Origin of the sequence: Streptomyces sp. NBC_00466 (genome assembly GCF_041433995.1) — a bacterium.
In the GTDB taxonomy this organism is placed as follows: Bacteria; Actinomycetota; Actinomycetes; order Streptomycetales; family Streptomycetaceae; genus Streptomyces.
This window is the reverse complement of the sequence record NZ_CP107896.1, coordinates 722,781-743,795: the sequence shown is the minus strand read 5'-3', so window position 1 is coordinate 743,795 and position 21,015 is coordinate 722,781. Positions and strand designations below refer to the sequence as shown.

The 21,015-nt window shown below is 69.3% G+C and carries 15 protein-coding genes and 1 pseudogene; 6 read left to right on the top strand and 10 right to left on the bottom strand.

Features of this window, described 5'->3' with window-relative positions; genetic code table 11:
• Window positions 1–131: 131 nt before the first annotated feature.
• The 5 genes from OG210_RS03275 to OG210_RS03255 all read right to left on the bottom strand — a co-directional run bounded on the left by OG210_RS03275 (window position 132) and on the right by OG210_RS03255 (window position 5,044).
• Window positions 132–1,364, bottom strand: a complete 1,233-nt coding sequence (locus tag OG210_RS03275; protein ID WP_371534947.1) for a S8 family serine peptidase — start codon at window positions 1,362–1,364, stop codon at window positions 132–134.
• A 160-nt stretch (window positions 1,365–1,524) separates the two neighbouring features.
• Window positions 1,525–2,526 carry an aldo/keto reductase gene (locus tag OG210_RS03270; RefSeq protein WP_371534946.1) on the bottom strand — a complete coding sequence of 334 codons (1,002 nt, stop codon included), beginning with the start codon at window positions 2,524–2,526 and terminating at the stop codon, window positions 1,525–1,527.
• Window positions 2,523–3,752 carry an MAB_1171c family putative transporter gene (locus tag OG210_RS03265; protein ID WP_371534945.1) on the bottom strand — a complete coding sequence of 410 codons (1,230 nt, stop codon included), beginning with the start codon at window positions 3,750–3,752 and terminating at the stop codon, window positions 2,523–2,525. The genes OG210_RS03270 and OG210_RS03265 overlap by 4 nt, the downstream gene beginning before the upstream one ends.
• Window positions 3,753–3,807: 55 nt before the next feature.
• On the bottom strand, window positions 3,808–4,371 hold the full coding sequence (locus OG210_RS03260; protein ID WP_371534944.1) for a hypothetical protein: 564 nt from the start codon (window positions 4,369–4,371) through the stop codon (window positions 3,808–3,810).
• A gap of 226 nt (window positions 4,372–4,597) precedes the next feature.
• On the bottom strand, window positions 4,598–5,044 hold the full coding sequence (locus OG210_RS03255) for an XRE family transcriptional regulator (protein ID WP_371534943.1): 447 nt from the start codon (window positions 5,042–5,044) through the stop codon (window positions 4,598–4,600).
• A gap of 244 nt (window positions 5,045–5,288) precedes the next feature.
• Here OG210_RS03255 and OG210_RS03250 point away from each other — a divergent pair, with 244 nt between their 5' ends.
• Together OG210_RS03250 and OG210_RS03245 are read left to right on the top strand one after the other, a co-directional pair.
• Window positions 5,289–6,023, top strand: coding sequence for a DNA-binding response regulator (locus OG210_RS03250; RefSeq protein WP_371534942.1), 735 nt, complete (start codon window positions 5,289–5,291; stop codon window positions 6,021–6,023).
• 48 nt (window positions 6,024–6,071) lie between these two features.
• A complete protein-coding gene (locus OG210_RS03245) occupies window positions 6,072–7,379 on the top strand; it encodes an alkaline phosphatase family protein (RefSeq protein WP_371540153.1) in 1,308 nt (435 codons plus the stop codon).
• Window positions 7,380–8,571: 1,192 nt separating this feature from the next.
• Here OG210_RS03245 and OG210_RS03240 read toward each other — a convergent pair.
• The 3 genes and pseudogenes from OG210_RS03240 to OG210_RS03230 all read right to left on the bottom strand — a co-directional run bounded on the left by OG210_RS03240 (window position 8,572) and on the right by OG210_RS03230 (window position 13,527).
• A pseudogene (locus OG210_RS03240) lies at window positions 8,572–9,947 on the bottom strand (IS1380 family transposase).
• A gap of 765 nt (window positions 9,948–10,712) precedes the next feature.
• Entirely contained in the window at window positions 10,713–12,242 is a 1,530-nt protein-coding gene (locus tag OG210_RS03235; protein ID WP_328332585.1) for a UDP-N-acetylglucosamine 1-carboxyvinyltransferase, read from the bottom strand.
• Window positions 12,243–12,498: 256 nt separating this feature from the next.
• Window positions 12,499–13,527, bottom strand: coding sequence for a zinc-binding dehydrogenase (locus OG210_RS03230; RefSeq protein WP_371534941.1), 1,029 nt, complete (start codon window positions 13,525–13,527; stop codon window positions 12,499–12,501).
• Between the two features lie 227 nt (window positions 13,528–13,754).
• Between OG210_RS03230 and OG210_RS03225 the strand changes: the two genes are divergently transcribed.
• Window positions 13,755–14,690, top strand: a complete 936-nt coding sequence (locus OG210_RS03225) for a helix-turn-helix transcriptional regulator (protein ID WP_371534940.1) — start codon at window positions 13,755–13,757, stop codon at window positions 14,688–14,690.
• Between the two features lie 275 nt (window positions 14,691–14,965).
• On the opposite strand, the gene OG210_RS03220 is transcribed toward OG210_RS03225, so the two are convergent.
• Complete coding sequence (locus tag OG210_RS03220; protein WP_371534939.1) at window positions 14,966–15,682, bottom strand: TetR/AcrR family transcriptional regulator; 717 nt, start codon at window positions 15,680–15,682, stop codon at window positions 14,966–14,968.
• A 112-nt stretch (window positions 15,683–15,794) separates the two neighbouring features.
• Here OG210_RS03220 and OG210_RS03215 point away from each other — a divergent pair, with 112 nt between their 5' ends.
• Genes OG210_RS03215 through OG210_RS03205 form a run of 3 tightly spaced genes read left to right on the top strand, consistent with a single transcriptional unit; the run spans window position 15,795 to window position 19,912 of the window.
• The gene (locus OG210_RS03215; RefSeq protein ID WP_371534938.1) at window positions 15,795–17,027 is read left to right on the top strand and encodes a CaiB/BaiF CoA transferase family protein; all 1,233 of its coding nucleotides are present in this window, start codon (window positions 15,795–15,797) and stop codon (window positions 17,025–17,027) included.
• A 42-nt stretch (window positions 17,028–17,069) separates the two neighbouring features.
• The gene (locus OG210_RS03210) at window positions 17,070–18,485 is read left to right on the top strand and encodes an MFS transporter (RefSeq protein ID WP_371534937.1); all 1,416 of its coding nucleotides are present in this window, start codon (window positions 17,070–17,072) and stop codon (window positions 18,483–18,485) included.
• Complete coding sequence (locus tag OG210_RS03205; RefSeq protein ID WP_371534936.1) at window positions 18,482–19,912, top strand: amidase; 1,431 nt, start codon at window positions 18,482–18,484, stop codon at window positions 19,910–19,912. The genes OG210_RS03210 and OG210_RS03205 overlap by 4 nt, the downstream gene beginning before the upstream one ends.
• Before the next feature lie 115 nt (window positions 19,913–20,027).
• On the opposite strand, the gene OG210_RS03200 is transcribed toward OG210_RS03205, so the two are convergent.
• On the bottom strand, window positions 20,028–20,576 hold the full coding sequence (locus OG210_RS03200; protein ID WP_328332599.1) for a GNAT family protein: 549 nt from the start codon (window positions 20,574–20,576) through the stop codon (window positions 20,028–20,030).
• Between the last annotated feature and the right edge of the window lie 439 nt (window positions 20,577–21,015).

Genomic DNA, 21,015 nt, shown 5'->3' with positions numbered 1-21,015 from the left:
GCACTCTCTCTCGCTCCAGCGTTTCCTGTCCGGCGGTCGGTGACCGCCGGGTAAGTGCCACCGCTCGTCCTGACACAGCCGCGTCCGCCCGGCCGTGCCGAGCGGGTGGGGACGGCGGTCCCCTGGCCGGTTCATGTCACGGCGAGGGCCAGCGCACGGACGAACCGGGGCACGTCGACCGTGCCCCAGCCGCTGGCCGTGTCGAAGCCGTCTCCCGCCGTGAACCCCGGTACCTCGGCATAGGAGTTGGCGCCCTGCGTGACATCGACGATCCCGGCTTCCGGCCCCGCGGCGCCCAGTCGGTAGAGAGCCGGATTGATGTTTCCCAGAGGTCCGTGGTGCAGCTGTACCGCAAGGGCGAGCACTCCGGCGAAGAGCGGGGCCGACTGGGATGTTCCGGCCGCTCCCTGCATCGTGATGTCCGGAAGCGAACGGCCGGACACGGAGCCGGTGCCCGCCACGGAGTGCTGCCACGGGGGCCGCGGGAAGACGGAGGAGTGGCCCGCCCCCGACTTGGGCCACAGTGTGTCGGGGGAAGTGCGGTGACCCTGTGGGTCGACGTGCAGCAGTGAGCCGCCGACGGCGGTCACCCGGGGGTCCGACGCAGGCCAGGCCACTACCCGCCGGGGATGGTGCAGGGCGGGGTCGTCGCGCAGTGGGCCGCTGGCTCCATGGTCTCCCGACGAGGCGACCAGGGTTATGCCGGCGGCGCGGGCACGGGCAAGTGTCCGACCGTAACGGCGCATGGAATCGGGGCTGTTGAAGTTCTCCTCGACGGAACCGAAGCTCATGGACACCACATCTGCCAGACGGTGCCGCGTGAGATGGTCCAGGGTGCGCATCATCTCGGGCATGCCGCTGTCGCCCTGGGTCTCGTCCACAGGCGACGCGGCGATCACGATGCGCGCCCCCGGTGCCAGCGAGTGGACCATCGCCACATCGAGCCGGCTCTCCGACACCCAGGCCAGGCAGTTCTCCGTGTTCACTCCGGGGTCGGTGCAGGAGGGCGGCTTGCCCAAGGGCTCGACCCGCCGGATGTCGGCCGGGGGGAGTGCGTACTGCTCGTCGTAGTCCGCCATGAACTTCTCCATGCCCGGGTCTCCGAAGGAGACGAGCACGGCGACGGTGGCACCCTGGCCGGTGATGCCGCGCCGCCACAGTCCGTCCACGCGGTACGGCACGGCTATCGACGGCTCACCGGCCGCGTCGGCGGCGTGCACGGCGGAGGCACGGGTGAGACCAGCGCCCTCCGCGACAGCCGTACCGGTACCGGGGGCCAGTAGCACCATCGCAGCCGCGAGCAGGCCGGCGGTTCGCTTCCACGTGCCGGCGACGCGGCGTGCTGGCTTCCTCTCCGACCCCATACGGCTCGCTCCCCTCCATTGATCGCTCCTGTTTCTCCACAGGATCGGTCCGGTACACCGGCGGAACACGGTTCACCGGAGAAATCGTGGGATACCCACGGGTGGCGCCCCGGGTGCCGGAGATCCTGGCTGCGTCACGTCGGGGCGGGCCGCGCCGGGGTCAGTGCCCCAGCCGGGACATCGCCTGGTCCGGATAACGACCGCCGGCCACCGAGCCGTCCGGCACGGCATCCCTGAGCAGGCCGATGTGCTCCGTACTCAGGGCCACGTCGGCAGCCGCCGCGTTCTCCTCCAGGTAGTGCCTCTTCTTCGTGCCGGGAATGGGGACGATGTCCTCGCCCTGGGCCAGCAGCCAGGCCAGAGCCGCCTGGGCGGGAGTGCAGCCGATCCGGGCCGCGACCTGGTGCACCGCGTCGACGAGTGTCAGGTTGTGCCGGATGTTCTCCTCGGCGAACCGTGGCCATCGCCTGCGATTGTCGTCGCTGCTCAACTCGCCGGATGAGGTGATGTTCCCGGTGAGCATGGCGCGGCCGAGGGGTGCGTACGCCACCACAGCGATGCCCAACTCCCGGCAGGTGTCCAGCATGTCGCCCTCCACCACATCCCGGGTGAAGAGCGAATACTCCAACTGGACGGCGCTGATGGGATGGACGGCGTGGGCCCTGCGCAGCGTGCCGGCGTTCACTTCGCTGAGGGCCAGGTGCCGGATGTCGCCCGCTGCCACCAGCCCGGCCATGGCGGCGACCGTTTCCTCAATGGGGGTCGCGGGGTCGCGGCGGTGCACGCAGTAGAGGTCTATGTACTCAACACCCAGGCGTCGCATCGAGGCGTGACAGGCGGTTCGTACGTATCCCGCCGACGTGTCCACGACGTTCACCCGGCCCGAATCCGCGTCGTGACGCAGTCCGAACTTCGTCGCCAGTACGACGCGTTCCCGGTCGGCCGCCCGGCGTCGCAGCCAGGTGCCCAGGAGTTCCTCGTTGGCGCCCCGTCCGTAGGCGTCGGCCGTGTCAAGGAAAGTGACACCCAGATCGAGCGCCCGGTCCAGGGTGCGTTCGGACTCTGTGTCGTCCGGGGCCCCGTAGGCGATCGACATGCCCATGCAGCCAAGACCCACGGATGACACACGTGGCCCGTGCGTGCCGAGCGTGCGGTATTTCACGAGGAACTCCTCTTTCGGGCGGTCTTTCGGGCGGGCGGAAGACTGGAGAATGCCCTGGCCACACTCAGCAGCCAGGTCACCTCTGTGGCGTAGTCGCCACTCTTGCGCAGAGACGGTCCCCCGGGTGCGGGTACCTCGGGGACCCGGAGGCCGGGATCGGCGCTCTTGGCCCGCAAGGCCTGGCTGAGCACCGTGGCCTGTACCGCTGCCTGCAGGGCTCTCCCCGACAGGCCTGCCAGCAAGGCGGTCTTCCGGGCGCTCGTGGCGATCGCCGGATCCATGTAGGGGCGGAGGGCCAGCAACCCGTCCTGGATCTCGATGACCTCACGGTAGAGGCGGTAGCTGATGTTGCCGGGCATCATGCGGACAAGAGGGGCGGACTGCTGTGGCTCCAGCACGATGTGGGGGTGCGCCGTGCTGAGGGCGCGCCACAGCGGTTGCAGCCGCTGGTAGCTGATGAAGTTGCTTATTCTGCGGTGCGTTTCGGAGGCCGTCGGCCCCCAGGAAGGCATGGTGAGCCCCACTGAGAGAAAGAGAATTCCCATGCCGTTGGCCAGCGGTGTGAGCAGCTCCCAGCGCAGCGGATCGAGCCCGAACTGTACGGCGAGCACTGCCGTCGCGCGATGAATGCAGTAGATGAGGTAGGCACCCGCGCCGATCCCGGTGGCGTACAGACCCCGTCGCAGCCACTGGCGTCCGGCCACACGCCCGAATCGTCGGCACAGCCGGATGATCTCGACCATCCCGGATCCGAAAGCGGTCACATAGACCAGCAGGTAGAGGGCGACAGGCAGCCGGTGTGCCTGTTGCAGCAGGTAGTGGGTGGCCCGCCCTTGGGCCCCGGAGCCGGCCACGAACCACATCGCCACCATCACAGTGGCGCACAGCGCGCTGCTGAGCAGTCTCCAGAGGGCCTTGCGGCGAGCCTCGTGCGCCGGATAGACCCAGTAGGCGATCGCGATGAGGATGGCTGCGCTGGAGGCTACGCCGCCGAAGAGATGGATGCCCAGCGCACCCAGATTGGGAGTCCCCGTACGGCTGTCCACCGCTTCCGAGACCCACGGCGTGGACAGTGCGAAAGACGCTGCCTTGCAGGAGAAAGCAATGAGCAGTGCCAGCAGCGCCGGGTCGGTGCGGTGGGCGCGTACGTCGCGCAGCTTGTAGAGCAGAACGAGCACGCAGAGGGCGGTGCACAGCGGAAAGACCGTGCTCTTGACCTCGAGCAACGCAACTCCAGACCGTCGGGGTTTCCGCTGGACGCGCCCGCAGAGTCCACACCGGTCATTTCGGGGGCCTCAGGGACTGGTCGATCCGTGCGACGGTCTCCGCATCGCTGGAGGGCACTGCCCATCTGGACTCCATGGGCGGGCGGGTGACGCGCTCAAGGATCAGTGAGGCGACGATCTCCGCCGCCTGTTCGTCTTCGGTCGGATAGGCGGTCCGGCCGAGAATATCGAGCACGCGCACGACATCGAGGTGCGGGAACAGCAGGCTCATGTCCTCCGGTTCCCACTCCTGGGAGCCGGAATGGCTGCACAGCATGTGCGCCAACTCGTGCGCGATGATGTGGTCCCGGTGGAACTCAGTGGTGTCGGCCTCGACGACGATGATGTCGACGCTGTCCGTCGCCAGCCATATTCCGCAGGGCTCGCCCGCGCCCAGCGTAGTCGGTATCACCTGGATGGGGCGGTTGCGCGTATGGCTCAGCCGGTCGATGAGTGTCGAAATCCCGCTCCCGGCGGGCAGATCCAGCCGGTCCAGCAGCTCTTCGGACGTACGGCGCAGTCGCCGGAATTTCCTGTGGGCGATCCACCAGCGGGAGACGGCGGACAACTGCGCAGGCACCGATAACTTCACAGGCACTGACCGATTCCGCCCGCAGGACAGTACCGGCGGCCTTCCGGCAGGAGAGGAAGCTCCCGGGCTTGTACGTTCTGGGGCATGCGTCCTCCAACCCGATGGCAAAGTCACGTGGCCGTAGAGCGGTTTGGGCACCCGAATGGTAGCCGTCGCCGTCGGCTGCCGCTCGACCGCGATGGCCGGAAACAGTCACCTCATGGGTGCTTCCGGACTACTCGCCCCCGGGCCCCGTGACCGATTCTCCCGGAAGCCCTTCGAGCTCGCGGGCATGCTCGATGATCTCTTTGATGGTCCGGAGGGTCTTGGGTGACAGACCTGCGGCTCGCAGCGCCACGTGCTGCACTCCAGCGGTCCGCAGCGCGACCATCAGAGCGAGTTCGCGGTCGACGTCCTGGGTCACCTGATCGTCGAAGAAGTAGGCCGGCGGTACCCCGAAGAACCGGGCGAGCGCCTCGACGTGCTTGAGGGTGGGGTTGTCGCGCTGCCCCTTGCGCAGCAGCCAGATGTAGCTGCCGGAAATGGAGACGCTGCCGGAAGAGATGGCGCGTGCCACCTCTTCCGTGCTGTATGGACCGCGCCCCGCCGGCACAACTGTCTCAAACAGGTAGTTCAACTTGGCGGCGAGCGAACGCTCACCGACGCCCTCTGGATCAGTCACATCACGCCTCCGTCCCCACCTCAATCTAGCGGCACACTCGTGTGCGAGTCGATGGCTGACTCGTTCACATGAGTTGACGGACGTGGATCAGCGGCTTAGCCTCCTGCTTCGCGGCATCAACTCATGTTGCTGGGGCGGGGCGTTGATCAATCAGCGGTTGGTGGCCGTGAAGCAGGTGCCAGGTCCTGGCTCAGGTCCGGCAGGGAACGGGCCTGATCTTCCGTACTGAGGGGGCGGGGGTTTCGTGAGCATCACGGAAAGAGAAGCAAGCCGGCTGTGTCTGCGCGGAGACGAGGAGGGGGGCGAGGGGGCCTTCTCGGCCTTGATGACCGTGGAACGGTTCCAGGGTTGTGCGCCGGTCGACAGCGAGCCGGACACCATCGGCGTACTGATCATCGCGCAGGGCGCACTCTCGCGCAGTGGCATCGCCGCCATGCTTTCGTCCCGGCCGGGCATCCGGGTTCTGGGAGGTGCGGACGACGTGGTGTCCGTTCCGGCGGGCGGGGAGCCCCGCCCGGATGTGCTGGTCCTCTGCCTCGCCGACGGCAGCAGGGCGGAGTTCGAGAAGCTCGGGCGGACCCGCGAGGCATTTCACGGATCCGCGATCCTTCTGGTCATGGGAACCCTGTCCGCAGGGGGCATTCAGCGTGCCCTGAAGGCCGACATCGCCGGAGTGATCTCCGACGATGCCTCGGCCGATGAGCTGGTCGAGACGATCAGACGCCTGAGCTGGGGTGAGCGCATCGTCGGCACCGATGTGGCCGTCATGGGCAGCGCCCAGACACGCAACCCGCTGACTCCTCGGGAGTCGGAGATCCTCGGCCTGGCCGCCGAGGGCGAAAGCCCCGAGGAGACGGCCGCGCATCTGCACCTGTCCGTCGGGACCGTGCGCAACCATCTCCTGTCCACCGTGCAGAAGGCTGGAGCCAGGAGTCGACTCGACGCGGTTCGCATCGCCCGGCGCCGCGGGTGGCTCTGACCCGGCCCCGAAGCCGGCAGACCTTCCCGACGAGCCGGAAGCGGGCAGCTGACCCTCGCTGCCAAGGCCCGGCCCCCATGCGCCCATTCGTCCAGGCGTCCTGGCTCTTACCCGCTCCGTCGGCTGATCTGGCGCGGCAATGCCACGTACTACTCCGGCACGACCACGCCGGATGACGACTCCGACGAGAACCTCGACGCGGTCCTCAAGAACTTCCATGACGCCTGCCAGCCGGGTGCGGAGCACCCACTGCCGGAAGTCTCCTGGCTCGTGGCGCCGTACGGCTGGTCCGAGCACCCGAGCGCGGACACCCAGCACGGCGAGCGCTACATCAAGAAGGTGCTCGACAGTCTCCAGAGCAACCCCGATATCTGGAACCACACCCTCTTCATTCTCAACTACGACGAGAACGACGGGAAGTTCGACCACGTGCTCCCGCCGTGGCCCGAGCCGGGCACGGCGCGTGAGTACGCCGGTGACTACCCGCTCGGCTTCGGGGCGCGGGTGCCGATGCTGCTGGTCTCGCCGTGGACGCGCGGTGGGCACGTCGCCTCGGAAGTATTCGACCAGACCTCTACGATCAAGTTCCTTGAGACCTGGGCGGCCCACCTCGGCAAGCCGTTCCGCTGCCCCAACATCAGCGACTGGCGGCGCTCGATCGCGGGCGATCTGACCAGCGCCCTCGACTTCACCCACCCCCAACCGGGCCCGGCCGCCTTCCCGGACCCTCGTGTGGAGCGCTCTCAGCCGATCGCCGCCGACCACATGAAGCCGCGCCCGCTGAGCTTCCATCCGCACGCGACGATCTCGGAGGACCGCGCGTCGGGGACGGTCACCGCCAGGATGACCCTGGCCGGTGGCCCGAAAGACAAGGCACTCAGTTTCCAGGTGTTCCCCGACAAATACCGGGCGTTCTCCAACACGCCGTACACCGTCACCGCGCGCAAGCCGCGCGACTACACCTGGGACACCAAGGCCACCGATGGCAAGTACGCCTTCTCGATCTACTCCAACGACGGCTTCGTGCGTTCCTTCGCCGGCCAGGTCGCGTCCGCGGGCAGCAGGCACGGTGGCCTCCCACGCGCGGAGGCCGACCTGCTGAAGGGCCAGGGCGTGAAGCACGAGGCCCAGGTGAAACTCACGCTGCACAACGACGGCACCAAGCCGGTGACCTACACGCTCACCGCCCACGACTACCTCGGCCGTACCCAGAAGGTCACAGTGGCCCAGGGCAGGACGAAGGTCGTCATGTGGCCCACCCAGGAGGGCCGTTACGACGTGGTCGTCACCGTCGACACCGACACCACCTGGACGCAACGCTACGCCGGCCGCGTAGCCACCGCCGGAAAGCGCTGATCCGCCGTGACGCCGTGGTGACGGCGAGCTTTCGGTTATGGAGCGCAGACGGTTCGCGTAGTGAGCATCGGTCGCGTCGCCGAGCCCCTCCCACCAGTCGGCTGTCGTGCCGAGGATCTCCACGACCCGCTGGAGAACTCCGTCGCCGGGGGCGGTCAGTTCGCTCAGCGAGGCAACCGCCTCGCTCGTATGCGCCGACGCCTGGATGGACTGATCCAGGTGTCCTAGCCGGTCGCCGAGGCCCATCTCGTGGGCGCGGGCGGGAGGCAGGCCGGAGTCCAGCAGAGCGGGGTCGCATGAGACGTCAAAGCCCTCGGCCTGCAGCATGTCGAAGGCCCGTGTCACCACCAGCCGCTGCTCGGCCGGGTCGGTCATAGCCCTGGGCAGCCGGTGATGCTCACCGAAGACATAGGCAGGGACGAAACCCGCGCGATGAAGGACCGCGTCGGCGGCGCTCTCCCGAGCGAATCGTTTCGGCTCCGGTCGTGGAGGCATGCTTAGCCGGTCCAGCCGCGCGTCGATGACGGAGAGCAGGCTCGGGATACTTTCACCCCACACGGCATCGGGGCCGCCGGGCTCCGAGTCGTAGATCGCTTCGTGGGTTGGGGAGTTGTCGTGCCCGTGGAGCACCAACCAGCTTTCGGGGTAACCGGGCGGGTGGTCGGTAGCCGGTTCCTGGGGTGGCGAGATGATCAGCGAGCTGCCGTCGGGAAGCGCGGCGTGGACGATGTAGTCGCTGAGGCCGTACTCGACGGTGCACTCCAGGCCACGCTGGCGAAGGGGAACGGTGAAGGGCCCGTACCCGTGCTCCCGCCGCGAGGCGTCGGCAATGGCTTGGTGTGTGAGGGGGTCGATGGTGCGTGCGGTGACGTGTGTGCCCTCCTGCCGGAGGATGACCAGGGGCTGATCGAGGCGCATAGGGGGGTTTTCTCCGTGGCCGGGCCGCAGGCGCGTGGGGCTGGTAGAGGGGGAGTGACGTTCCACGAGGATCCGGCGACCGGCCGGTTTGGCCCCGCCGGAAATCGGTGCTAGCCTCGAATTTTCGTGACGGTCCGTCGACGGTGTCGGTGGACCGTTTTCGTGCCGTGGGTTGAGAGTGGGCAGGTTGAGGGCCCGAGTGTCGTCTCGGATGGACGCCGGGTTCCACTGCTCCGGCTGGAGGGTTCTCTCGTAGGGGTGGGTGATCCGCTGCTCATCCCGGGTTTGGTAGGAGTGCGAGCCGGTCGAGGGCTGCGGTGATGTGACGGGTCCAGGGCCAGTGCCGGGCGAGGCGGAGGATCCGCCGACGGCCGGTGGTGACGAGCTGTCCGGCCGTGGTGAACAGGCGGAGCCGTAGTCGGCGGGGTTCCCAGAGGCGGGCCTTGCCGGTCAGGGCGAGCATCGGCATCCAGGCCAGCAGGTCGAGCGCGATCTGGACGATCTCCAGCCAGATGCGGTTCTGGGCGGTGCGGTGCAGGGGGAGGTTGCGCGGCCGGTGGCCCGGGCGGCCCTGATGCGGTCCTCGGCCCGGGCCCGCAGCCGGTGACGGAGCTCGAGTTCGGCGATCGGCCGGTCCGAGGTGTTGGTGGCGAAGCACGTCAGCCGCATGCCGTCCGCATCGGTGAGCCGCGGCTGGGCCCCGGGGTGCGGTCGTTCCTTGCGGACGATCAGCCGCATGCCCTTGGGCCAGCCGTCCTGGACGTCGCCGGTGAGTTCGGCGACCCAGGCGCCGTCGCGGATCTCTCCGTCCGTTTCGACGGCCGCCGTCCAGGCCGATGCCGGAACTTTCAGCACGTGCTGGTGGACCTGCTCGGTGACTGTCATGCCGACCGAGTAGGACAGCCACCGTCCTCGCCGGGCGAGCCAGGCGACGAAGTCGTGGGTGCCGCCCGCGGAGTCGGTGCGGATCAGGGTCCGGTGCCCGCGCCGGTACTTCTTCGGTAGCTGGGCCAACGCCAGTTGGGTGGCGGTGATGTGGTCGGCCGCCGTGTTCGAGCCCGCGTTCCCGGGCCTGAGCTGGGCCGCGACCGGTTCACCAGTGCCGCCCGGCCCGTGGTCGACGAACCCCATCAGGGGGTGATGCCCGTAGGTCCGCTTCCAGGTCGGGGCCGCGTCCTCCTTGTCCGAGTGCGCGATCACCAGCACCCCGTCGAGATCGACGGTCACCGTCCCGCCCGCATCAGGCGCTTCCCCGCCGGCCAACCGCCAGACTCGCCCGCGCGCTTCGGCCCGCGCGGCACGGATGGCCCGCAGGGCCTTCTCCCCGGAGGCTGCGAGGGTGTCGATGAGGCGGGAGACCGTCGGGTCGGAAGCCACCGGCCCGAACACCGCCGGCTCGGCCCGCAACACCCCGGCATCCGCGAGGCAGTCCCCACCCAACGCAACCGCCAGAGCCACGTCCAACAGGATCTTGCCCGGATCGTGCACCGCCCGAGCCTTCCGCCACGGCGTCAGCGCCGCTGATATCGCGGTGTCCAAACCGGCCTTGCGAACGGTCTCGACCAGCAGCACACTCCCGGCCTGCGAGACCACCGCCCGGCCACCACCCTCGATACGGACACGCGGGTACGACCCGATACTCTTCTTCACCTGAGAAGTGCCTCCGGCTGGAGCAGGAACAAGGACCTCGACAATCCTCATTCTTGCTGGTCAGAGGCACTTTTCGCTTACCTGACCACCCGTCGGACAGCCCGCTTCACGAAATCGCGAGGCTAGAGGCGTCAGCGGGAACGGCGTGGTGCCGTCGGATTCGACGCGGGCGCCGCAGGAGGTGAAACGGGTGGTGTCCCGCGGTTGCCGGGGGCGGAACGGGCTTTGTGCTGAGGGCCAGAGCCTGGGGCGCGGAGACTTGTCACGCTGCTCATCGTGGGGCGGCCCGACACCTCGTCGGCCCGGACGTCGCAGCGGGTGCTCCCACGGGGTGGGCGCAGGCTCAGGCCGTGACACGGCGCCCGTCTACGACAGAGGACGCGCCCGCGTGGTGCGGGTCCTCTTCTGCGTGGCGAAGGGGTCAGCCGGAGGACTTGGATGCGCGGTCGGACCCCGGGCTGCGTCGCGAGGCCGGAGCCGTCGGGCAGATGGCGGTTCACCTCGTCGCCCAGACCCGGTCGGCGTGACCCGACAGGCATCGGATGTTGCGAGGCCACTTCGGCGACAACCCTCCGTGAAGACTGACGGTTACTCAGGTATCTTTGACGCCCTGTCAGCCATTCAAGATCATCTTGCACGTGCGTTGCACAAGGTACTGAAAAGCGACAGTGATCAGTGAAGGGCTGTGAAGGTGAGTATTCGCAGTTCAGTTGGCATGTTGAGGTGTTGTGCCCCTTGGGTCCAAGGGGCACAAATTCCCGCCCGTCAGATGTCGCGGAAGATCTCGATCTGTGCGCCCACGGAGTTGAGGCGTTCCGCCAGCTCCTCGTATCCGCGGTTGATCACGTACACGTTGCGCAGCACCGACGTGCCCTCGGCAGCCATCATCGCCAGCAGTACGACCACCGCCGGACGCAGCGCCGGCGGGCACATCATCTCCGCGGCGCGCCAGCGGGTCGGGCCTTCCACCAGTACCCGGTGCGGGTCGAGGAGTTGCAGCCTGCCGCCCAGCCGGTTGAGGTCCGTCAGATAGATCGCGCGGTTGTCGTAGACCCAGTCGTGGATCAGGGTCTGGCCTTGCGCGACCGCCGCGATGGCCGCGAAGAACGGCACGTTGTCGATGTTGAGCCCCGGGAAGGGCATCGGGTGGATCTTGTCGATCGGGGCTTCGAGCTTGGAGGGCCGTACGGTCAGGTCCACCAGCCGGGTCCGGCCGTTGTCGGCCGCGTACTCGGCGCTGCGGTCGTGGTCGAGGCCCATCTCCTCCAGTACCGCGAGCTCGATCTCCATGAACTCGACGGGGACCCGGCGGATCGTCAGCTCCGACTCCGTCACGACGGCGGCGGCCAGCAGGCTCATCGCCTCGACCGGGTCCTCGGAGGGGGAGTAGTCGACATCCACGTCGATGTCCGGCACCCCGTGGACGGTCAGCGTCGTCGTGCCCACGCCGTCCACCCGTACGCCCAGCGCCTCCAGGAAGAAACACAGGTCCTGGACCATGTAGTTGGAGGACGCGTTGCGGATGACGGTCACGCCGGTGCTGCGCGCGGCCGCGAGCAGCGCGTTCTCGGTGACGGTGTCGCCGCGCTCGGTCAGCACGATCGGGCGGTCGGGGGTGGCGCCCCGCTCCACCTGTGCGTGGTAGAGCCCCTCCGTCGCCGTGATCTCAAGACCGAAGCGGCGCAGCGCGATCATGTGGGGCTCGATGGTGCGGGTGCCCAGGTCGCAGCCGCCCGCGTACGGCAGCTTGAAGTTGTCCAGGCGGTGCAGCAGCGGGCCGAGGAACATGATGATCGAGCGGGTGCGGCGAGCGGCCGATGCGTCGATGGCGGCCATGTCCACGTCGGCGCCAGGGGCGATCTCCAGGTCCTTGCCGTCGTTGATCCAACGGGTGCGCACGCCGATGGAGTTGAGCACCTCTAGCAGGCGGTACACCTCCTCGATGCGTGCGACTCTGCGCAGCACCGTCCGCCCCTTGTTCAGCAACGAGGCGCAGAGCAGCGCCACACAGGCGTTCTTGCTCGTCTTGACGTCGATCGCGCCGGAGAGCCGGCGTCCGCCGACCACCCGCAGATGCATCGGTCCGGCGTAGCCCAGCGAAACGATCTCGCTGTCGAGAGCTTCGCCGATCCGGGCGATCATCTCAAGGCTGATGTTCTGGTTTCCGCGCTCGATGCGGTTCACGGCACTCTGGCTCGTGGCGAGCGCATCGGCCAGCTGAGTCTGTGTCCAGCCCCGGTGCTGACGGGCGACACGGATGAGCTTGCCGATGCGTACGAGGTAGTCATCTGCCATGCAGCAGACGCTATCTCACATATGAGATGCCGACTCTTCCGGGTAGGCCATTGGAGTGACGGGTGGGGCGACGGGTGCCGTCTCAGCTCTCACGCGGGAGGGGCGCGCGCCACCGTGGGACCCACAGCTTGTGGGTGACGAACAGCTCCTCGCGGGGAACGTTGCTGCTCAACACCGTTGTGCAGGGGCACGTACCGCATGGAGGCCGACCCCTTTCCTGAGAGTGTGGGTGTGGGTGAGGGGGTGGGTGTGGGGGTCAGAGGGTGATGAGGGCTTTGAGTACCTGCCGGTCGGCCATGGCCCGGTAGGCGTCCGGGGTCCCGTCGAGCGGGAAGCTGCGGTCGAAGACGCGGCCGGGTGTGATGGTGCCGTCCAGGACGTCGGGCAGTAGCTGCTCGATGTAGGCGCGGGCAGGGCTGGCGCCGCCGGTGAGCGTGATATTCCGCATGAAGGCGGACGGGCCGATGGGGCCTTCCTCGTACTGCGGGACTCCGAGCCGGCTGATCGTGCCGCCGTCGAGGACCGCGCCGAGGGCGGCGTTCAGGCTCTGGCGGGTGCCGACCGCCTCGATGACCCTCTGCACGCCGCCGGTCAGGTCGCGGACCCGGGCGATGCCCTCATCGCCGCGCTCGGCGATCACGTCGGTGGCGCCGAACTCACGGCCCAGGTCGGTACGGGCGGTGTGGCGGCCCATGACGAGGATGCGTTCGGCCCCCAGCCGCTCGGCGGCGGCCACCGCGCACAGGCCGACCGCGCCGTCCCCGATGACCAGAACCGTGTCCCCGGTAGCGACACCGGCGGTGACGGCACCGTGGTGGCCGGTCGTCATCACGTCCGACAAGGCCAGCAGCGAGGGCAGCAGGGCCGAGTCGGCCGCGACGGGCAGCCTGACCAGAGTGCCGTCGGAGTGCGGGACTCGCACCGCCTCGCCCTGGCCACCGTCGACGCCGTCCAGGCCGTAGCGGCCGCCGTGCCGGCAGGAGATGTGCAGGCCCTTGGCGCAGTAGTCGCAGGTGTTGTCGCTGTACGTGAACGGGGCGACGACCAGGTCGCCCGCCCTGAGGCGGCGCACGTCGGCACCGGTCTCCTCGACGATGCCGAGGAACTCGTGCCCCATCGGGCGTCCCGTGCCGGTGGCCGGCATGGACCGGTAGGGCCACAGGTCGCTGCCGCACACGCACGACGCGAGGGTGCGCACGACGGCGTCGGTGGGCTGGACGATCTTCGGGTCGGGACGGTCCTCGACGCGGACGTCTCCGGCCCCGTACATCACTGCTGCACGCATTCGCTGTCTCCGGTCCGTGGCATACCCGGCAGCTCCGCTCTCACCTGCCCGCGGTCGTCGCGCCTGCCGGCGACGTCGGCCACGGGCCGCGATGGCTGGCCTGCCGGTGTCTTGTGCAATCACCTTCGCCCGGATCGGACGGATGTGGCAGGGCGGGTTCTTCGGGGGTAACGACAGGGCCCCTCTCGGGTCTGCGCCGCAGGTCAGTACGGTGTGAGACTGAAGGCATGGCATCCGACGGCACCGATTCCGGCAACAGCGCGAACAGCGAGGGCGCCGAGCTGGGCCGCTTCCTGCGCGCCCGCCGGACCCAGACCAGACCCGAGCACGTCGGCCTGACCATCGGTGCCGGAGTACGCCGCACCCCGGGCCTGCGCCGAGAGGAACTGGCCACCCTCGCCGGCATCAGCATCGACTACTACGTACGGCTGGAACGCGGCAAGGAGACCCGCCCCAGCCCCTCCGTCCTCGACGCCCTCGCCCGCGCCCTGCACCTGGACGACCAGCAACACCAGCACCTGCGCGAGCTCGCCGCCCGCGCTGCCCGCTACGCCCCCGAGCCGCCGCCCGCCCCCAGCCGCACCGTGGGCCCCCACCTCGAACTGCTGCTGGAATCGCTGCGCCCGAACCCGGCCTACGTCATCAGCCGCAGCATGGACATGCTGGCCTGGAATCCGGGCGGCCTCGCCCTCTACTACGGGCTTGAGGACCGGCCGGTCAAGCAGCGCAACCTCGCCCGCTACCTCTTCCTCCACCCCGCCGCCCGCGACCTCTTCCACGACTGGGACCGGCAGATCACCGGCTGCGTCGCCCGGTTGCGGGCCATGGCCGGTACGGCACCCGACGCCCCCGACCTGACCAACCTGGTCGGCGAACTCCTCCTCAAAAGCCCCGACTTCGCAGGTCTCTGGGAGCGTTACGAGGTGACCGGACGCAAGCCGGCGCAGAAGACGTTCCACCACCCCCAGGTCGGCATGGTCACGCTCACGTCCCAGTCCCTGCAGGTGGAGGGCACCCCCGGCCGGCGCATCGGCGTCTACACCGCCGAACCCGGCACCCCCGACCATGACGCCGTGCTCCTGCTCGACATGACCGCACCCCGGCATGACCACACCTCAACCGGCGTACGGTCCCGCGCCGCCCACCCCGAGACCAACCCGTAAGGAGCGGTAGAGCTGCCCGCCGCTCTCCCTGCGCCAGCGACGCGGGGAGAGCTGGGCCGCCGCCGCACAGGAGGACCTGCCCTGCCGGTTTGTCCGCGGCCTGTCGCCTTCGCCCACCGACGGAGTGGGCCGCCCTGGTGGCGAGTTGGCGTACTGCTGCGCCTCGGCCGAAGAGGCCCCTGGATGCTTGCGTGAGCGGGTGAGGCGCCCTGTCCCGTCGTCGGCGCGGGCGCGGCGGCTGACCGCTGCGGTTGACCCGGGCGGCCGGGTGAAGCTCAGGTCGCTTCGTCCCCGGGTCCGTCTCCACGTTTGCCCCCGGGTCCGTCCTCGGTTCCGTCCCCGGATCCGTTGTCGTCCGACGCCACGCGAGTGAGTGCCGTCACCATCAACGCGTAGACCTGTTCCGCCCGTTCATCCAGTTCGGCCAGGGGGATGCCGGTGTCGCGGGCATAGGCTTCACGGAAGATGACGTAGCCCATCTGTGCCGCCGCCGTCATCACATGGGCCATGACCGCGTCGGCTTCGGCGGGCAGGGCGCCCTGTTCCTGGTCGCGTTCGAGGCTGCGGCGAGTCTGGGTGAAGCGGGGCAGGGGATGGAAGTCCTCGTCGCCGTCGAGTGCCAGCAGCGATTCCAGCTTGACCAGTTCGGGGTCGGAGAGACGGTGGCGGAACATCATCCTCCGGCGCTCGGCGAACGGAAGGTCCCAGTGTCCGTGCTGCCCGGCCGTCCGGCGCTCCACCAGGTCGGCGACGGAGGCGCGTAGCAGGGCCTGGCGGGTGCCGAAGTACTGGTAGATCTGGCCGTGATTGACGCCCGCCTCCGTGGCGATCTCCCGCAGATTGACGCCCGCGAGCACCCCGTCGCGCTGAAGCAGGCGGCGGGCCGCCGCGAGGAGGTCGGCCTCCGTCTCCTGGCGGCTGCGGCGTCTGCGCCGGGGCTTGTCCGCCTCGTCAGCGGCGCTCTGTGCTCGTTTGCCGCTCTCGCCGTTCATTCGGTTCCCGCCTCCGCAAGGGTCTTGCCCGTCGTCGGTGACCAGCCTATGGTCTCGCTAAGAACGTTTCGTTAATAACGAAACGTTAGTACTGCGTGAAGGGCGCCACCGCATGCTGAACCCGCCGAAACCGATGAGCCCGCCGAACCCGCCGAAACCGGCACTTCCCCTGGACGGTATCCGCGTCCTCGATCTCTCGACGGTCCTCGCGGCCCCCGTCACCGCCACCTTCCTGGGCGATTTCGGCGCAGAGGTCGTCAAGGTCGAGGAGCCCCGGCACGGAGATTTCACCCGGGGCACGGCGACCGGTGAACGCTCCCCGTACTGGGCGCAGGAGGCGCGCAACAAGAAGTCGGTCACGCTGGATCTGCGGACCCCGCACGGTCAGGGACTGGTGCGCTCCCTCGTCCCGCTCTTCGATGTGGTGATCACCAACTACCGCCCGTCCACGCTGAGCTCATGGGGCCTCGACCCGGACTCGCTGCGTGCCATCGCGCCGGACGCGATCCTGGTCTATGTCACCGGGTACGGGCTGACCGGCCCGTACAGCGACCGCGGCTCCTTCGACCGGATAGCCAGCGCCTTCGCGGGACTGACGTATGTGACCGGCGATCCGGACCGGGAGCCGGTCCGCAGCGGATACTCCACCATCGACTACATGGCCGCCTACCTCGGCGCCTTCTCCGTGGTCACCGCGCTCTACCACCGTGACACGGCGGGCGGCGGCGGCCAGGTCATCGACCTCGCGCTGTACGAGGCCGGGTTCCGTGCGTCGGAGGACGCGCTGACCTCGTACGCCACCACCGGCCGCGTTCGCGAGCGGCTCGGCAACCGCAATCCGAAGATCGTCCCCGCCAGCGACTTCACCACCTCCGACAAGCGGCGGATCTCCCTGCACGCGGGCACGAACCCGCTGTTCCGCAAGCTCGCGGCGCTGATGGAGCGCCCCGAACTGCCCGGCCTGCCGCAGTACGCGACGCGGGCCGCGCGGGCGGAGAACGCCGAGAGCCTGTACACCACCATCGCCGACTGGGTCGCCCGCCACACCGCCGACGAGCTCACCGGACTCCTCAACAGCGCGGGCATCCCCGCCTCCCCGCTGATGAACATCGCCGACATCGCCGCCGACCCGCACTACCTGGAGCGCGGCACCATCACCACCGTCGACGACCCGGACTTCGGGCGGCTCCCCATGGCGGCACCCATTCCGCGCCTGTCCGAGACCCCCGGGCAGATCCGTACGACAGGACCGGCACTCGGCGAGCACAACACCGAGATCTACGAGGGACTGCTCGGCCTGAGCTCGCAGGAGGTCGCGGACCTCCACGCCGACGGCGTCATCTGACACCGCCCCCGCCGCGCCGTGCCAACCCGGAGGCCCGCACACATGAGCGCCACCCCTACCGACCATGCCGCCGCCCTCGGCCGGCGGCTCGACCGGCTCCCGCTCAGCCCGTTCCACCGCAGGCTGGTCCTCGCACTGGCCGGGATGATCCTCTTCGAGTGGGTCGAGACGTATTCGTTCGCCTTCGTCGCGCCCGCGCTGCGCGACCAGTGGGGCCTGTCCCTGTCCGTCGTCGCCGTGATCGTGGGCGTCAGTTCCCTCGGCGCCTTCGCCGGCGGCGTACTCGGCGGCTTTCTGGCCGACCGGATCGGCCGCCGGCGCACGATGCTGGGCTGCGTCACCGTCTACTGCGCGGCCGCCGTCCTGTGCGTCCTCGTACAGAGTCCCTGGCAACTCGTGATCGCCCGGTTCGCCACGCAATTCGGGGCCCAGGGCATGGCAGTCGTCGCGATCGTCGTCCTCTCCGAGTTCGTCCCGGCAGCCGTACGCGGGCGGCTGCAGACGTACAAGGTGGTCGTCGCCTCGCTCGGTATCCCCGTCGCCGCCTGGTCGGGCTACTTCCTCGTGCCGCAGTGGAGCTGGGGCTGGCGTCTGGTCTTCGCGCTCGGGCTGTTCGGCATCGTGTTCGGCTGGCTGGTCCATCGCTGGGTGCCGGAGAGCCCCCGCTGGCTCGTCTCGCGCGGACAGACGGAACAGGCAGAGGAGATCGTCCGCTCCGTGGAGCGCCGGTGCGCAGTGCAGCCGGGCTCGCCCCCGCCCGCCGGGGCAACACCGGACGTCCCCGCGCCTGCGCGCCGGGCCCGCCCGTCCGACCTGCTGAAAGGCGCGGACCGCCGCGTCTTCCTGACGGTCACGACCATGTGGGTGGCCGGCCTGCTGGCCTACTCGGCCTTCAACACCTGGACGCCCACGCTCCTTTCGGAGAACGGTCTCAGCCTGGACGACACGCTTCTGCTGTCCGCCGTCCTGGCCACCGCCGCACCGCTCGGCGCACTCGTCGCGGTCCCGCTGATCGACCGGTGGGACCGCCGCGTGACCCAGCTCGTCCTCGGCTTCCTCTCCGCGGGCACACTGCTCCTGTTCGCAGTGGCCCGCACGACGGCGGCCGTCCTCGTGCTGGGCAGCGTCATCAGCCTGCTCTTCCAGATGGCCGTCCCCTTCCTCCAAGTCTACTCGGCCGAGGTCTTCCCCACCCGGATCCGCGCCCTCGGCTCCGGCACGGCCAACGCGGTCTCCCGTCTCGTCAACTTCGGTGCCCCGTCGCTGGTCGCCGCCATCTTCGCCGGGCTCGGCTACACCGCCGTCTTCGTCTTCCTGGCCGTCCTGAGTCTCGTCGGCGGCATCGTCGCCATCGCCTTCGGCCCGCGCACCACCGGGCTGAGCCTGGAGGACACAGGAACCGCCACCCCTCCCGTTTCCTTCCCCGCCATCGCTACCGAGGAGCACCCCGCCCCGTGAACACCCCCACCCCAGCAACCGACCTGTCGTACGCCTCCGCGACCGCTCTCCTCGATCTGATGCACCGCCGCGAGCTGTCGCCCACCGAGCTGATGCGCCACACCCTGGAGCGGATCGAGCGGCTCGACAGCGACCTCAACTCAGTGGTCCGCCTGGACCCCGAGCGGGCCCTGGCCGAAGCCGCCGAGGCGACCGGACGCCTCGCCCAGGGCGATCAGGAACCCGGCCCCCTCACCGGGCTGCCGATCCTCGTCAAGGACAACGAGGACGCCATCGGCTTCCCCACCAGTCATGGCACCAGCGCCTTCCGCGACGCCCCGCCCGCCACCCGCGACACCGTGCACGTGGCCCGGCTGCGGGCGGCCGGAGCGATCATCATCGGCAAGACCAACATGCCTCCGCTGGGCGCCGGGATCCACACGGCGAACGACGCCTTCGGCATCAGCCGCAACCCGTGGAACCCGGAGCTCTCGCCCGGCGGTTCCAGCGGCGGCTCCGCAGCGGCGGTGGCCGCCGGGTTCGTCGCCCTGGCCACCGGCGGCGACGGCGGCGGCTCCACCCGCGTCCCCGCCGCGCTCTGCGGAGCGGTCGGCCTCAAACCGACGCGCGGCCGTATCCCGCAAGGACCGTCCCGCTTCCCCAACTGGCCCCGCAACACGGTCCTCAGCAGCATGACCCGCACCGTCCGCGACGCAGCGCTCCACCTCGACCTCGCCGCGGGCCACCACCCCGCCGACCCGTTCTCGCTTCCCGCGCCCGGCCTCTCCTACCTCCAGTGCGCCGACCGGGCCGTCCCGCGCCTGCGCGTCGGTGTCCTGCACACCCTCGGAGTCGCCGAGCCGCAACCGGCGATCCGCCGGGCCGTCGACCACGCGGCCGACACGCTGCGCCACCACGGCCACCAGGTCACCCCCGAGGACATCGCGCTGCCGGATGCCGAGAACTTCCCGATGGCGCTGCGGCTGCGTCAGCAGGTCCTGGCCCACGCCCGGCTCATGGCCCACCTCGACACCTTCACTGCCCGGCGTGCGGACTTCGAGCCGTGGATCGCCGACGCCCTGGACCAGTCACGCGCCCTCACCACGGACGACCACGCCCGCTACTGGACCCACCGCGCACTCCTCGATCAGTGGTCCGCCGACGTCTTCACCCGCTACGACGTGCTGCTCATGCCGACCACACCGACGACCGCATGGCCCGCCGAGGGTCCCGACCTCGACACAGCCCTCCGTGACCGCACCCTCCCCGTGGCCTACACCTCCGTCTTCAACGACACCGGCAACCCCGCCATCAGCATCCCGGCCGGCCTCACCCCCGACCGGCTGCCCGTCGCCGTCCAGCTCGTCGCCCCGCGCCACGGCGAGGGCCTGCTGATCAGCGTCGCCGCCCTGCTCGAACAGTCCGAAGCACAGACCCGACCCGTGTGATCACTGTCCGACCGCGCCGGGAAGGCAGGAGAGATTGAGGAGGAGAACGAAGAGGATGCAATCGAGCAGGGCCGGAGGCCGGGCGCGGCAGCCGGCCCTGGACCGGGGCCGGCGATCAGCGTTCGTTCATCGAGGCGAACTCGTCCGCGAGGATGCCCATCATGACGACATCGTGGTGCCGGCCGTCGAAGAACACCTGATCGCGGAGGCGGCCTTCCTCGACGAAGCCGAGCCGGCGCTGGAGTGCCAGCGAAGCTTCGTTGTGCGCGAAGATCCGCGCTCCGCACTTGTGATAGCGCCGCTCGGCGAACATGAAACGCAGCAGCATCACCACGGCCTCCGCCGCGTAGCCCTTGCGCCGGTGATCGGCGCCGATCGTGACGCCGTACTCGAACCAGCCCGCGGATGAATCAGCCTGGTGCGAGCCGACCGCACCGACTATTTCCCCTGTCTCGACGGCTTCGACCGCCAACTGGAAGCGGTCGCCGTCCGGACTGGCGGCGGCCTGCTCCTTCGCCCAGGCGCGGAAGCCCTCGGCGGAACGGGGAGGCTGCAGCAGATCTCCCAGCCGCTCCTCGTCCTCCGCGAAGCGCATGAAGGCGGTCCAGTCGTCGGGCTCGATGCCGCGCAGACGTACCCGTGTGCCGGTCCAGAATGACTTCATCCCCTATTCGATCACGCGGCAGGGCGCGGCGTACGGGACTTTCACCGGTCCCGGGGCGACCTGTGGGCAGCAGGAGGGGGCAGGTCGTGGTGAGCCTCTTCGCGCACGATGACGGCGCGTCCCCCGGGTGACACCGGCCTCCGTCCGCCGGCCTGCGGCTGGTGCACGCTGACTGGGTTCGCCGGCAAGGAAGCCGGAACGACTGGCTCCGCTGTCAGACGCCTCACGTGGATGAGAGCGGTCAGGGGGCGGCCCCACATGACCTCCGCGCGGACGTGTACTAGAGTTATCTCGACATCGAGATATCTGCCGAGGCGCATCGCGGTCATCGCTCGGTAAGGGTTACCTAACTAATCCTCACTGTAGTGGATGGCCGAGCAGCCGCAGGCGGCACCACGCGGCGCCGGCGCTCATGAGGCGCGGCGACGGTAGAACGCGC

What these genes read in the sequence shown, in the direction of transcription:
- OG210_RS03235 (WP_328332585.1), bottom strand. Translation starts at nt 12,242, where the DNA reads ATGGCAGATGACTACCTCGTACGCATCGGCAAGCTCATCCGTGTCGCC.
- OG210_RS03200 (WP_328332599.1), bottom strand. Translation starts at nt 20,576, where the DNA reads ATGAAGTCATTCTGGACCGGCACACGGGTACGTCTGCGCGGCATCGAG.
- OG210_RS03210 (WP_371534937.1), top strand. Translation starts at nt 17,070, where the DNA reads ATGAGCGCCACCCCTACCGACCATGCCGCCGCCCTCGGCCGGCGGCTC.
- OG210_RS03230 (WP_371534941.1), bottom strand. Translation starts at nt 13,527, where the DNA reads ATGCGTGCAGCAGTGATGTACGGGGCCGGAGACGTCCGCGTCGAGGAC.
- OG210_RS03215 (WP_371534938.1), top strand. Translation starts at nt 15,795, where the DNA reads ATGCTGAACCCGCCGAAACCGATGAGCCCGCCGAACCCGCCGAAACCG.
- OG210_RS03225 (WP_371534940.1), top strand. Translation starts at nt 13,755, where the DNA reads ATGGCATCCGACGGCACCGATTCCGGCAACAGCGCGAACAGCGAGGGC.
- OG210_RS03275 (WP_371534947.1), bottom strand. Translation starts at nt 1,364, where the DNA reads ATGGGGTCGGAGAGGAAGCCAGCACGCCGCGTCGCCGGCACGTGGAAG.
- OG210_RS03220 (WP_371534939.1), bottom strand. Translation starts at nt 15,682, where the DNA reads ATGAACGGCGAGAGCGGCAAACGAGCACAGAGCGCCGCTGACGAGGCG.